We start from the raw sequence: 13,635 nt of genomic DNA, 5'->3' as shown, positions 1-13,635 counted from the left end.
TCCAAGCTTTTGGGGGGTTCTACCCCCCAAACCCCCCGTTGGGGGCGTGGCGCGGTCACTGAGCGTGTCGAAGTGCCGCCCCCAAACCCCCCGCGCATTAGCTTTTCGGTGGGATGCTTACACGCGATTGTTCATATTTTTGTACCAATTTCAGAGTTACTGATAATTGCTGATTGTCGATATTTCTGCAAATGTTGGATGCAGCCGTGGGGTGTAGGGTGTAGGAATTATGAATTATGAATTATGAATTGGGGAGCGGGGAGAAAAAAGCTGTCTCCTGTCTCCTGTCTCCTGAATCCTGTCTCCTGACGACCGGCTCCCAACCCTAACAAAGGCCTATTTTAAACACCTCTTGTGCCACTCGCTCACAACTGCCTACTGTTCCTAAACCGGCTTTAGTTTCTGCGTATTCATCTAACATTTTTTGCCGACGTTGCTGATTTAATAATAAATCTAGACATTCCTGCATAATTCTCTCTGGGTTAGCTTCCTCTTGTAATAATTCGGGAACAATTTCTCGCATTAAAACTAAATTTACTGGTGAGACAAATGGTACAGAAAACTTCATAATATTGCGGGCAATCCAAGCAGTAACTGCACTTAAACGGTAAACCACCACCTGCGGCACGTTTAACAAAGCAATTTCGAGATTAACTGTACCAGACTTAGCCACAGCCAGATCGGCCGCGGCAATCGCTTCTAAAGTCTGATCTCGTTCCATAATCACCGCATTTAATCCATATTCCTCGACTAATTCTCGCATTTTTGGTTCGTATAAAGCTAGGGGAACGGGAATTAAAAACTTAATATCGGGAATTTTTTCCTGTAATTTTTTAGCAGCAGCGCACACCGTCGGCACGAGATATTTAAACTCCTGTTGACGGGAAGCAGGTAATAAAGCGATTACCGTTTCTTCGGGTTTTATTGCCCATTTTTGCCGCATTTCTTGCCGATTGGGAGCATTGGCCATACGATCAACTAAAGGATGTCCCACCCAAGTTACTGGTACACCTTTTGTTTCAAAAAAACGGGCTTCAGCGGGAAAAATTGCCAATAATTTATCCGTGACGGCGATTAATTTTTCCGTATTAAATAACTTTTCTGCTGTGGCCCTTAGTTTAGCTGAGGGGATATTTTCTTCCGACCAAATCCACACCTGTGGGGCAATATAATAAATAATTGGGACATCGGGAATAATTTTTTTAGCCGACTGACCGATCGCCACATTTGCCCCCACATAATCAATTAAAATAATGATATCAGGGGGATTATCTCTAAAAAACTCTTTTGCTCGTTTTTGTAGTTGTAAAGTTGGCCAAATAAAGGGGATAGATTCAATTAATCCCATGGCAGCCAGTCGAGTGGTTTTACCCAACATTTTTGCTCCGGCTAACTCCATGCGATCGCCACCTAAGGCAAAAATTTCTAACTCAATTGCCTGGGTTTTAGCTAGTTTAAAAAGGGATTCAATCAGCATGGCTGCCTGTAAATCACCCGATACCTCACCCGTACTAATAAATATACGCATTTGGATAATTATTTGATAATAAAAGAATTCAGGAGACAGGATTCAGGATTCAGGAGACAGGATTCAGGATTCAGGAGATTATTTTTATTTATTCTTCCCAACTTCCCAACTTCCCCATCACCCTACACCCTACACCCCACACCCTACACCCCACACCCTACACCCTACACCCCACACCCGTTCGGCTGAGCTCACGGCCGAAGCCCACACCCCACACCCTACACCCCACAGACTGTTCCTCAATCAATAAATTATTTCCCCGGAATTAAACCGCGACGTTTTTCTCCCGTGGTAGAGGATTGTAAAAATTGACAGAGATGTTGAACATGGGGGTTATCGGTTAAGAGAGAAACTTGTTCTAAAGCCTCCTGAAGATTTATATTAGAACGATAGATAATCCGAAAAGCTTTTTTCAGTAAAGCTAGATCTTCATCGGTAAAACCTGCTCTTTGTAAACCGACTAAATTAAGAGTTCGCACCCGACAGGGATTGCCTTCTACTAAAGTAAAAGGGGGAACATCGCGATCAATACGACTCATTCCTCCTAACATGGCCATTTTGCCAATATGAACAAATTGATGTACTCCTAAAACCCCCCCGATAACTGCTTTTGATTCGATCTGGACATGACCGGCCAAGGCGACACTATTAGCGATAATAATGTTATCTTGCAAAATACAATTATGGGCAACGTGAACATAGGCCATTAATAAATTATTACTGCCAATTTGGGTAACTTCTCCCGTATCCGTGGCGCGATTAATCGTGACAAACTCGCGAATTTGGTTATGATCACCAATTTCTACGCTACTTTCGCCACCTTTATACTTTAAATCCTGTGGTTCATTACCAATAACAGCCCCGGAAAAAATATGATTACCCTTGCCAATTTTGGTCGGACCCTCAATGACCACATGGGCATCAATAATTGTATCAGCTTCAATTTCCACATTGGCCCCGATCACAGCATAGGGACCAACTTTAACCTTGGAAGCAAGTTTTGCCGACGGATGGATAACCGCAGTGGGGTGAATTAACGTATTCAAAGGGAAGTCTCCCGCGCTCAACTTCGTCACTGTATGAATCATGGTATAGCTTATCCTATATTGGACAGATTGTGATCAAGATTGATAGCGGTTGCTTAGGGAGGGTACGACTTTAATGGGGAACCAGAACCCGATAAACTATTAACCAGATTCTCTTGGTTCCTTCGTCCCTCCCATCCTGATAAAAAATATATGAGCAATAATAGACCTAAAATTATAGTCTTAGATGACGACCCGACAGGTTCCCAAACAGTCCATAGTTGTCTGTTATTGATGCGGTGGGATGAAGATACTCTCCGCTTGGGATTGGCAGATAATGCGCCAATTTTCTTTGTTTTGACCAATACTCGCGCTTTAACCCCCGAAAAAGCCGAGTCTGTCACCAGAGAAGTCTGTCATAACCTGAAAACTGCCTTAACTAAAGAGGGAATCCAGGATTTTTTGGTGGTTAGTCGTTCCGATTCTACCCTGCGCGGGCATTATCCGATCGAAACTGATGTTATTGCCGAAGAATTGGGCGGTTTTGATGCACATTTCCTGATTCCAGCCTTTTTTGAGGGGGGGAGAATCACTCGCGATAGTATTCACTATTTAATCATCGATGGCGTTCCCACTCCCGTCCACGAGACGGAATTCGCTCGCGATTCGGTTTTTGCCTATCACTATAGTTATCTGCCGGATTATGTGGAGGAGAAAACGAAAGGTAAAATTAAAGCAGATGATGTGGAAAGATTTTTACTGGCAGATATCCGTCAAGGTAGTTTAGAACGACTGCAAAAGCTCAAAAATAATCAATGTGGGGTGGTAGATGGGGAAACTCAAGCGGATCTCGATCGCTTTGCTGAAGATATTTTAACCGCCGCAGGGGAAGGAAAAAAATTTTTATTCCGTAGTGCCGCCAGTATTTTAACTTCTTTGGCTAATTTAGGAACTCAACCGATCGCACCCGAATCTATGGGTAAGTATAAGCCCACGGGGGAAGCCGGGGCAATTATCGTCGGTTCCCACGTCAAAAAAACTAGCCAACAATTAGATGAACTGCTTCAACAACCCAACACCGTCGGAGTCGAAATCGATGTGACGGCATTGCGCGATCGTCCTGAGCAACGAGAGCAACTCCTAGCACAAGCTCTGGAAAAAGTCAAGCTTATTCACAAAAATAAACAAACCCCCGTGATCTATACCAGTCGGCAAGAGTTAACCTTTGCTTCTGTGCAGAAACGTCTTGATTTTGGGGTTGCCGTCTCCACCCTGTTAATGGACATTGTTAAGGGTTTACCCAGTGATATCAGTTTTTTAATCAGTAAAGGCGGAATTACCTCTAATGATGTCTTAAGTACGGGTTTAAGCCTGCAATCAGCCCGTTTACTCGGTCAGATTCTCCCCGGTGTCTCCATGGTTCGCACAGCAGCCGATCATCATCTCTTTCCTAATTTACCCGTGGTTCTTTTCCCGGGTAACGTCGGTGATGTCCAAGCTTTGGCCACAGTTTATCAACGTTTGTGCCAATAGGAGGCAATCAGTAATCAGTAATCAGTGAGCAGTGAGCAGATGTGAGTTTTCAGTTCACTGATTACTGAAAAAAGCTCCCCAATTCATAATTCCTAATTCCTAATTCCTAATTCCCACTGCTGCCGGCTGCTCAAGGTTCATAATTAAAGAAACATCTATACTGATAGCTGGTTAATTTTTATGAAAACTGTTGCCGATACGGACTTGCAAAGGCTAGAAGACTTAATTATCAACGGACAAAAAGCGATCGAGACTCGTTTCACGGCGATCGAGAATAGTATCGTCGAAATTAAGGCTGATATTGGCGAAATTAAAGCTGATATTAAGGAAATCAAGCAAGATGTTAAATCCCTAGAGATAGGACAGGCAAAATTAACCGAAAGAGTCGAAGGGATGGATAATCGCCTCAAAATAGTCGAGGGCAGTCAAAAAAATCAAATTTGGGCATTGATAACCATTTTAGGCGGTTCACTGATTACCGCTTCCGTCGGTTTGCTGATCGCTATTTTGCGCTTTGTCTTGTTTAAGTAAAAAATTATGGCCATAGATGAAACTGAAACCGAAATAAATCAAGAAATCGACTCAGAAACCGAAAAAATTGAGCCATCAGCCTCGGTAATGTCGAGATACGCCCAAATCCATCTAAAAAGCGAGGGTGAGAAATTGGTGCTAATTTTACCCAAAACCGGCACTGGGGAGACAAGTCAGGATTGGACAGATATCTTGACAGGATTAAAATATTATCTCCGTAATAGCGGCCAAAACTGCCCCGCTAGAACACCAGTACACCTACGGGCCAACAATCGCCTGATGGATACGCGCCAACTACAAGCGATCGCCACAATTTTAGACAGTGCCGAATTACCCCTGCACACCATCCAAACCCAAAGAAGACAAACCGCAGTGGCAGCGGCAACTATGGGTTACAATGTCGAACAAATGCAAGCGAATCCCACGGTTTTCGGGGATGAGCAACCGCCGCAATCCCTCCTCGCCGAACCTTTGTACTTAAAAACCACCCTGCGATCGGGTGTAGAAATCCGTCACCCGGGTACAGTTATAATCATGGGCGATGTCAACCCCGGCGGATCAATCGTCGCTGATGGCGATATATTAGTTTGGGGGAGTTTGCGCGGTGTGGCCCATGCCGGATTCCGCGGCGATCGAGCGGCGCTAATCATGGCTCTGCGAATCGATTTAACTCAACTGCGGATCGCGGAATTGGTGGCACGGGCCCCGGCTTTAAATAGCGATCGCATAGAACCAGAAATTGCCTGTATCAGCGAAGGAGGAATCCGTATCATTGGGGCTTATAATTTTTCCAGAACCTACACCTTTAAAGATAAAGTGGGATGGGTAGAAAAAAAGTGATCAGTGACCAGTAAACAGTGATCAGTAAATAGTGATTCAGTGACCAGTAAACATAGGGATTAACTGCGTTGAAATGAAAAACTCTATCAAACCAATAACTGATAACTGATAACTGATAACTGATAACCGGTAACTGATAGCTGATAACTGATAACTGATAACTGATATAAATTATGGCTCGTGTAATTGTGGTGACATCGGGAAAGGGGGGAGTTGGTAAAACGACGGTAACGGCGAACTTAGGTTCAGCCTTATCTCAATTAGGCTGTCGAGTCGCCCTTGTCGATGCCGATTTCGGACTGAGAAATCTCGATTTATTGTTAGGATTAGAACAGCGTATCGTTTATACTGCCCTCGATGTGGTGGCGGGAGATTGTAGCCTTGATAAAGCTTTAGTTAAGGATAAAAGACAGGAAAATCTGGTTCTATTACCGGCGGCGCAAAATCGCACCAAAGAGGCAATTACTGCCGAGCAAATGAAGGATTTAGTCGCCCAATTGTCAAAAAGTTATGATTATGTATTGATTGATTGCCCGGCAGGAATTGAAATGGGTTTTCGCAATGCGATCGCCGCTGCCCAGGAAGCGATCATCGTTACTACCCCAGAAATGTCGGCGGTGAGAGATGCCGATCGCGTGGTGGGATTACTAGAAAGCGAGGATATTAAAGGTATCCGTCTGATCGTCAACCGGCTGCGGCCAGAAATGATCCAACTTAATCAGATGATCAGCGTCGAGGATATTCTCGACCTCTTGGTAATTCCCCTGTTGGGGATTATTCCCGACGATCAAAGAATTATTATTTCCACTAATAAAGGGGAACCATTAGTATTAGAGGAGAAGACTTCCCTTCCCGCCATGGCCTTTAGAAATATTGCCCAACGTTTACAGGGTCGCGATGTGCCGTTTCTAGATTTAATGGCCGGTCAGGAAGGTTTTCTTACCCGTCTGCGTCGTCGCTTGTTTGGGCCTTAAACTCTCTCATCTCAACCCCTTAACCTACTATGAATGACCTGATCGATAAACTTCTAGCATGGCGCGGTTCGGGCAAAAGTGGCGACCAAGCTAAAAAACGCTTAAAACTTATTCTGGCCCATGATCGGGCCGATCTTAGTCCCGAAATTCTCGATATGATGCGTCAAGAAATCTTAGAAGTGGTCGGTCGTTATCTTGATATCGACACCGAGGAAACCGAGTTACTCCTAGAAAGTGACCAACGAACTACCGCCCTGATTGCTAATTTTCCGATTCGTCGCATCAAACGCCGTCCTTTAACCTAAAAATTGCCATGAAAACTCAACCGAGCGAGCTTTGGCTTAGTCTAGCGGTCAGTCCCTTTCTTCTCTCCTATCTGGCCTTGCGGTCCCTCAATCATTGGTTAATTGAATTGGGCCAGGAAAGTGAGGAATTGTTTCGCGGCGATCGCTTGCCCCTTCTCAATATTCCCGATCAGTTACCGGTCAACAGTGACCGATAATCCAAGAAAAAAGTCTTTTTGCCCCCTGAAAAGAGGCAATAATGGTAAAGTTTTTGTTAAAAATAGGAAAAAATGTGATTCTTTGGCATATAATCTCATTTTTGACAAACCCTAAGAACTAATCCCGATAGATCAGTTATCGGTGGTCGGTTATCAGTTATCAATGATCAGATTCGAGTTTTCAGTGAATAGTATTAAGGGGCAAGTTCTGAGCTTTCTTTTTACTGATGACTGATGACTGATGACTGATGACTGTTTACTGATTACTGATTACTGATTAATGAAATTATGAGCGTCCTTGTCCCCTCAACCGAAACCGAACAGGATATTTTCAGCACTTCCAACCTGTTTCTGCAGCAAAGACTGAAATTAATCGAAGATTTATGGAAAGAAGTCTTGATCTCCGAATGTGGTCAAGAATTAGTCGATTTACTGGAATTACTGCGCCATCTCTGTTCTGAGGAAGGACAAGTGACCGATGATAGTGCGGAGGCAACGATCGCCAAAATGATCGAAGACTTGGAACTGGGGGAAGCGATCAAAGTTACCCGGGCTTTTGCCCTCTATTTCCAGTTAATAAATATAATCGAACAACACTACGAACAAAGGGATCAGCAACTACTGCGACGGACGGTGATCGGGGAAGAAAACGAAAGTCCCAAGGCTGACCCAACGCAAAAAAGCCTTTTAGCCACCATTGTCGGGGCTGATTGGCTGGAAAAAACCCTGAACGAGTCCGATCACTCCAGCCCAAAATCGGGACTATTTCACTGGTTATTTCCCTATCTTAAACAGGTTAACGTCCCTCCCCAAGAAATCCAGCGTCTTCTCGATCAGTTAGATATCCGTCTGGTTTTCACGGCCCACCCCACGGAAATTGTCCGTCACACCATTCGCATTAAACAGCGCCGCATCTCGGGCATTCTCGAAAAACTCGACCAAGCAGAAGAAATCTTTCGCAGTATGGGGTTAACTAACTCCAGAGAAGCACAAACAGTCACCAAACAGTTAAAAGAAGAAATACGTTTCTGGTGGCGAACAGATGAACTACACCAATTTAAACCCACCGTCGTCGATGAGGTGGATTACGCCCTCCACTACTTCGATGAGGTTCTCTTCGATTCCCTACCCCAGTTAACCCTGCGTCTGCAGCAAAGCCTACAATCCTCCTTTCCCCGTTTACAAGCGCCGAAAAATAACTTCTGTCGCTTCGGTTCTTGGGTGGGGGGGGATCGGGATGGCAATCCCTCCGTTACCCCCGAAGTCACCTGGAAAACCTGCTGTTATCAGCGCAATCTCGTTATTAAAAAATATCTCGATGCTATTCGCGACCTGACCAGTATTTTAAGTGCCTCCCTGCACTGGTGTCACGTCTTGCCGGAGTTGCTGGACTCCCTGGACAGAGATAAACAGCAAATGCCCGAAATCTATAGCCAGTTAGCCATCCGCTACCGTCAGGAACCCTATCGGCTCAAATTGGCCTTTATTCAAAAACGTCTGGAAAATACCCGTGATCGCAATGATCGCCTCAATGACCCGGAAGAACGACAATTATTAACTAAACTCAACGAAACCAACATCTATCGCTCCGGTTCCGAGTTTTTAGCCGAATTACAGCTATTAAAGCGCAGTCTCTTGCAAACCGGTCTTTCCTGTCAAGAACTGGATCAACTGATCGCCCAAGTGGAGATTTTTGGCTTTGTCCTGACTCAGTTAGATTTTCGGCAAGAATCCACCCGTCACGCCGAATGTATCGAAGAAATCGCCGCATATCTGGGAGTTTTACCGAAACCCTACGGTCAATTAACCGAATCAGAAAAAATCGCCTGGTTAGTGGAGGAATTAAAAACCCGTCGGCCGCTAATTCCCCGGGAAATGCCCTTCTCGGAAAGAACCTGCGAAACCATTGAAACCCTGCGAGTTTTAAGAAGTCTGCAAGGGGAATTTGGCCTGGAAATCTGCCAAACCTACATTATCAGCATGACCAACGAGGCCAGCGATGTGCTAGAAGTGCTGTTATTAGCCCAAGAAGCTGGTTTATACGACCCCGCCACTAGCCGCAGTTCCCTCCGCATTGTTCCCCTCTTTGAAACCGTCGATGACCTCAAACACGCCCCCGGCATCATGCAGACTTTGTTTGAATTGCCCCTCTATCGGGCAGCCCTAGCCGGCGGTTACGACCATTTAGCGGCTTTAAACAGGGAGGAAGTGGCCCCGGAACCTGCCATCCTCGAACCGAGTAATTTACAGGAGATTATGGTGGGTTACTCCGATAGTAATAAGGATTCTGGCTTTTTAAGCAGTAATTGGGAAATTCATAAGGCCCAGAAGGCTTTACAAAAAACCGCTAAACAATACGGCGTGGATCTACGTCTTTTTCATGGCCGGGGCGGTTCCGTCGGTCGCGGTGGGGGTCCGGCCTACGCCGCTATCCTCGCCCAACCCCGGGGAACTATTAACGGTCGCATTAAAATCACCGAACAAGGCGAGGTTTTAGCCTCGAAATACTCTTTACCAGAATTGGCCTTGTATAACCTCGAAACGGCCGTAACGGCAGTCATACAGGCAAGTTTACTGGGCAGTGGTTTTGATGATCTCGAACCCTGGAATCGCATCATGGAGGACTTGGCCACCTGTTCACGGCAAACCTATCGCAGTTTGATTTATGAAGAACCGGACTTTTTAGACTTCTTTCTGTCCGTGACTCCCATTCCTGAAATTAGTCTTTTACAGATTAGTTCCCGACCGGCCCGCCGGAAAAGTGGTCAACAGGATTTAAGTACCCTGCGGGCAATTCCCTGGGTGTTTAGTTGGACGCAAACTCGTTTTCTTTTACCGGCTTGGTATGGTTTAGGGACAGCTTTACAGATGTTTCTCGATGATTCTCCTAGCAGAAATTTGGAATTGTTACGCCATTTTTATCACAAGTGGCCTTTCTTCCAGATGGTGATTTCTAAGGCAGAAATGACTCTATCAAAGGTGGATCTACAGATGGCCTATCACTACGTCAGTGAACTTTCTAAACAGGAAGATCGAGAACGTTTTCAACGTCTGTTTGAAAGGATCAAAGAGGAATATAATCGCACTAGCGAGATTGTTCTCCAGATCACCGGCGAGAAACATTTATTGGATAATGATCCGAATTTACAGCGCTCGGTGCAGTTACGCAACGGTTCGATCGTTCCCCTCGGTTTCCTACAGGTGTCTCTCCTGAAGCGTTTACGTCAATACAATAGTCAAGCTCAATCCGGTGTGATTCATTTCCGCTATTCTAAAGAGGAGTTATTAAGGGGCGCTTTAATGACGATTAATGGTATTGCCGCAGGGATGAGAAATACCGGTTGATTACAGATAATTAGGGTGTGCTGAAAAAGTGTATTGGTGGGGGCAGGGTGTGGGCTTCGGCCGTGAGCTCAGCCGAACGGGTGTAGGGTGTAGGGTGTAGGGATTTTGAGGGGGTCAACCACCTAATTTTCAGGGAAAAAGTCCTTGAAATTTCCCTCCGATACCCGCAATGGCTGGCACTTTTTGAGGGGAAAAAAGTCTAAAAATGTTACCCAACAAGGTTTTTAGATTTATTCAGCCAACCCTAATTAATGGTAGTTTTCGGGGGGATTGTCTTGAAGGTAATCCACCCCATTTTTGTGATTTGTCAACTTTTTGTAGAACTTCTACTGAGTTGTTATTTTTAAAGGGAAAATCACCGCTAAAATTGGGCATTACTTCCGATTTTATCACTCAATCCAAGCTTTGGGGGGGTTCTATTGGCTAATATTAAGTAGCTGGTTATAATTAAATTAAAAATGGATTTTAGGTTCGATCCCCCCTGCCCCCCTTGATAAGGGGGGTGCCGATCCCCCCTTAGTCCCCCCTTTAATTCCCCCTTGATAAGGGGGGTGTCTGATAATTTTTAACGCCTACCTACTTACTATCACTTATGGACTAAAAATGAATATTTTACCGCTAACAGTGGACAATTGACCATCGCTTCCGAAGAGAGGCAATTAAGCTCACCGGTGTGTCGGAAGATTAGAGATTGTGCCAAAATGGAGAAAGTGACCCAAGGATTACAGGTAAATTGTCAAAAAAAAGGATCGAGTAACCGTGACTGATACGAACTTAGATATACTATCCCTGACGGATCCAGCGATCGCAGGGATTCTGCAAAAAGAACTGCAACGTCAAAGAGATCACCTAGAATTAATCGCTAGTGAAAACTTTACCTCGGCTGCCGTCATGGCCGCCCAGGGTTCGGTTTTAACCAACAAATACGCGGAAGGACTGCCAAAAAAACGCTACTATGGCGGTTGCGAATACATTGACGAAGCGGAACAATTAGCGATCGATCGGGTTAAACGACTATTTGGGGCAAACCACGCTAACGTACAACCCCACTCCGGCGCCCAAGCTAATTTCGCCGTTTTCCTGACCCTCTTGCAGCCAGGCGATACGATTATGGGCATGGATCTCTCCCACGGTGGTCATCTTACCCACGGTTCCCCCGTTAACGTTTCCGGAAAATGGTTCCGAGTAGTACAGTACGGAGTAAGTCCCGAAAGCGAACGCCTGGACTACGATCTCATCCTTGACATCGCCCGCAAAGAAAAACCAAAACTAATTATCTGCGGTTATTCTGCCTATTCGCGCCAGATTGATTTCGAGAAATTCCGCGCCATCGCTGACGAAGTGGGGGCCTACCTGATGGCAGATATCGCCCATATTGCCGGTTTAGTGGCCACCGGTCATCATCCTAACCCCCTACCCCACTGTGATGTGGTCACTACCACCACTCACAAAACCCTGCGCGGTCCTAGGGGGGGTTTAATTATGACCAAAGACGAGGAATTAGGCAAAAAATTCGATAAATCCGTCTTCCCCGGTACCCAAGGCGGTCCCCTAGAACACGTGATTGCAGCGAAAGCGGTGGCTTTTGGGGAAGCATTGAAACCGGAGTTTAAAATCTATTCGGGCCAAGTAATCGCTAATGCCCAAGCTTTGGCCGGTCAGTTGAAGGCTAGAGGGATTAAAATTGTCACTGATGGTACGGATAATCACTTGATGTTACTCGATTTAAGATCCGTGGGCATGACCGGGAAAGAGGCCGATCGCTTGGTGAGTACCATTAATATTACCGCTAATAAAAACACTGTTCCCTTCGATCCCGAGTCTCCCTTTGTTACCAGTGGTCTGCGCTTGGGTTCCCCGGCTATGACCACCAGAGGACTAGGAGAAACGGAATTTATCGAGATTGGCAACATTATCGCCGATATTCTCCTTAATCCAGGGGATGAAGCCCTGAGAACTGCTTGCCGTCAACGGGTAGCGAAACTCTGTGAAAGCTTCCCCCTCTATCCCCATCTCCATATTTCCGTCCCCGCCTTGGCCTAAAAAGAGAGATAATAAAAGTTCATAATTGGCGATTGCCTGTCAGTGGCCAATTGTGAATTAAATCGCCCCCCAATTCCCATGTCCGGAGATTTATACTATCTAATTGCTTTTCTGATCGCCCATACCGTGGTACTTTGGAGTACCCCCCTCGTCAGAACCGTCGGACTGAAAAGCGGTTACGTCGATAAACCCAACGAAAGGAAGGTCCATGAAAAGCCTATGGTTCGACTGGGGGGAGTTTCGATTTTTGTCGGTGCTTTAACTGCCCTCCTGATTGTTTGGTGGTTGGGAGGGTTTGCCGGTTTAAACAGCGATCGAGAATGGGAAGTGTGGGGCGTAACCCTAGGCGGTTTGGGCTTTTTCCTCATCGGTCTAGCGGATGATCTTTTTAATCTTTCGCCCCTCAATCGTCTGGTAATGCAGTTTAGCGTCGCTTTTCTAGCTTGGCAAGCTGGCGTTAGGATCGATTTCCTCTCTATTCCCTTCGGCGATTTATTACAAATTCATTGGCTAAGTTTACCAGTTACTCTCCTCTGGTTAGTGGGGATGGCTAACGCAATTAACTGGATTGACGGTTTAGATGGATTAGCGGCGGGGGTTTCGGGTATATCTGCCGTGGTGATTTTGATTGTAACTTTGGTGATGGGACAACCGGCCGCCGCTATTATCGCCGCCGCTTTGGCGGGTGGAGCCCTGGGTTTTCTGCGTTACAATTTTAACCCCGCCCAAATTTTTATGGGGGATGGTGGGGCCTATTTTATGGGTTTTACCCTGGCGGGTGTGGCGGTGATTGGATTGGCTAAAACCACTGCTGTGACTACTGTTGCCGTTACCGCCGTCCTATTACCCTATCTCATCCTTGCGGTTCCTCTCCTCGATATGTCCACGGTGATTATTTCCCGTCTCAAACGCGGAAAATCCCCTTTTGTGGCTGATAAACGTCATTTACACCATCGTTTACTGAAAGCGGGTATCTCTCACCGTCTGACAGTATTATTTATCTACGCCCTAACTCTCTGGGTGGGCAGTTTAGCCCTCGGTTTCTCCAATGTTCCCAGTGGTTGGGGTTTTGCCTTTGGTGCGACTCTCCTCCTCGGTTACGTCGGTTGGCAAGTCTGGCGCAATCGTGGCAGTGAACCGTAAGCCGTCTTAAACTAGAAAAAGGATTAATAATGGTTCTTCCGAACTTACACTGTAGAAAATTCCCCAAGCTCCCTCTCTGTCCAGCAATGCTCTAAAGTTGATAAATATCAATCTAACAAAAACTCAAAGCCCTATTGTACAAGCTTTACAAGCATAAGTTGTTGATAGTTT

Annotated in this window: 11 protein-coding genes; 9 read left to right on the top strand and 2 right to left on the bottom strand. The window is 45.6% G+C overall.

The window, feature by feature from the left end:
- Nucleotides 1-325 precede the first annotated feature (325 nt).
- Together lpxB and lpxA are read right to left on the bottom strand one after the other, a co-directional pair.
- On the bottom strand, nt 326-1,528 hold the full coding sequence (lpxB, locus tag IM462_RS15270) for a lipid-A-disaccharide synthase (RefSeq protein ID WP_287700033.1): 1,203 nt from the start codon (nt 1,526-1,528) through the stop codon (nt 326-328).
- 251 nt (nt 1,529-1,779) lie between these two features.
- The gene (lpxA, locus tag IM462_RS15265; protein ID WP_079210261.1) at nt 1,780-2,616 is read right to left on the bottom strand and encodes an acyl-ACP--UDP-N-acetylglucosamine O-acyltransferase; all 837 of its coding nucleotides are present in this window, start codon (nt 2,614-2,616) and stop codon (nt 1,780-1,782) included.
- A gap of 150 nt (nt 2,617-2,766) precedes the next feature.
- Between lpxA and IM462_RS15260 the strand changes: the two genes are divergently transcribed.
- The 9 genes from IM462_RS15260 to IM462_RS15220 all read left to right on the top strand — a co-directional run bounded on the left by IM462_RS15260 (nt 2,767) and on the right by IM462_RS15220 (nt 13,464).
- On the top strand, nt 2,767-4,086 hold the full coding sequence (locus IM462_RS15260; protein ID WP_287700032.1) for a four-carbon acid sugar kinase family protein: 1,320 nt from the start codon (nt 2,767-2,769) through the stop codon (nt 4,084-4,086).
- Between the two features lie 180 nt (nt 4,087-4,266).
- The gene (locus IM462_RS15255; RefSeq protein ID WP_103112913.1) at nt 4,267-4,617 is read left to right on the top strand and encodes a hypothetical protein; all 351 of its coding nucleotides are present in this window, start codon (nt 4,267-4,269) and stop codon (nt 4,615-4,617) included.
- Between the two features lie 12 nt (nt 4,618-4,629).
- Entirely contained in the window at nt 4,630-5,457 is an 828-nt protein-coding gene (minC, locus tag IM462_RS15250; protein ID WP_287700034.1) for a septum site-determining protein MinC, read from the top strand.
- Between the two features lie 173 nt (nt 5,458-5,630).
- Nucleotides 5,631-6,431, top strand: a complete 801-nt coding sequence (minD, locus tag IM462_RS15245) for a septum site-determining protein MinD (RefSeq protein WP_287700031.1) — start codon at nt 5,631-5,633, stop codon at nt 6,429-6,431.
- A 29-nt stretch (nt 6,432-6,460) separates the two neighbouring features.
- A complete protein-coding gene (gene minE / locus IM462_RS15240; protein ID WP_002732811.1) occupies nt 6,461-6,736 on the top strand; it encodes a cell division topological specificity factor MinE in 276 nt (91 codons plus the stop codon).
- Between the two features lie 8 nt (nt 6,737-6,744).
- Entirely contained in the window at nt 6,745-6,933 is a 189-nt protein-coding gene (locus IM462_RS15235) for a hypothetical protein (RefSeq protein ID WP_104398011.1), read from the top strand.
- 288 nt (nt 6,934-7,221) lie between these two features.
- Nucleotides 7,222-10,278: a phosphoenolpyruvate carboxylase gene (gene ppc, locus IM462_RS15230; protein WP_287715348.1), complete on the top strand. Its 3,057-nt coding sequence runs from the start codon at nt 7,222-7,224 to the stop codon at nt 10,276-10,278.
- A gap of 759 nt (nt 10,279-11,037) precedes the next feature.
- On the top strand, nt 11,038-12,321 hold the full coding sequence (gene glyA, locus IM462_RS15225) for a serine hydroxymethyltransferase (protein WP_271953797.1): 1,284 nt from the start codon (nt 11,038-11,040) through the stop codon (nt 12,319-12,321).
- 78 nt (nt 12,322-12,399) lie between these two features.
- The gene (locus IM462_RS15220; protein WP_002761684.1) at nt 12,400-13,464 is read left to right on the top strand and encodes a glycosyltransferase family 4 protein; all 1,065 of its coding nucleotides are present in this window, start codon (nt 12,400-12,402) and stop codon (nt 13,462-13,464) included.
- Nucleotides 13,465-13,635 lie beyond the last annotated feature (171 nt).

This window comes from Microcystis sp. M144S2 (assembly GCF_020246065.1).
GTDB lineage: Bacteria > Cyanobacteriota > Cyanobacteriia > Cyanobacteriales > Microcystaceae > Microcystis > Microcystis ichthyoblabe_A.
Note: the sequence above shows the minus strand (reverse complement) of the source record. Positions and strands in the feature narration are given on the sequence as shown.

Excerpts from the sequence above, each read along its gene's own strand:
- lpxB (WP_287700033.1), bottom strand. The coding sequence starts at position 1,528 with ATGCGTATATTTATTAGTACGGGTGAGGTATCGGGTGATTTACAGGCA.
- lpxA (WP_079210261.1), bottom strand. The coding sequence starts at position 2,616 with ATGATTCATACAGTGACGAAGTTGAGCGCGGGAGACTTCCCTTTGAAT.
- IM462_RS15260 (WP_287700032.1), top strand. The coding sequence starts at position 2,767 with ATGAGCAATAATAGACCTAAAATTATAGTCTTAGATGACGACCCGACA.
- IM462_RS15255 (WP_103112913.1), top strand. The coding sequence starts at position 4,267 with ATGAAAACTGTTGCCGATACGGACTTGCAAAGGCTAGAAGACTTAATT.
- minD (WP_287700031.1), top strand. The coding sequence starts at position 5,631 with ATGGCTCGTGTAATTGTGGTGACATCGGGAAAGGGGGGAGTTGGTAAA.
- minE (WP_002732811.1), top strand. The coding sequence starts at position 6,461 with ATGAATGACCTGATCGATAAACTTCTAGCATGGCGCGGTTCGGGCAAA.
- IM462_RS15235 (WP_104398011.1), top strand. The coding sequence starts at position 6,745 with ATGAAAACTCAACCGAGCGAGCTTTGGCTTAGTCTAGCGGTCAGTCCC.
- ppc (WP_287715348.1), top strand. The coding sequence starts at position 7,222 with ATGAGCGTCCTTGTCCCCTCAACCGAAACCGAACAGGATATTTTCAGC.
- IM462_RS15220 (WP_002761684.1), top strand. The coding sequence starts at position 12,400 with ATGTCCGGAGATTTATACTATCTAATTGCTTTTCTGATCGCCCATACC.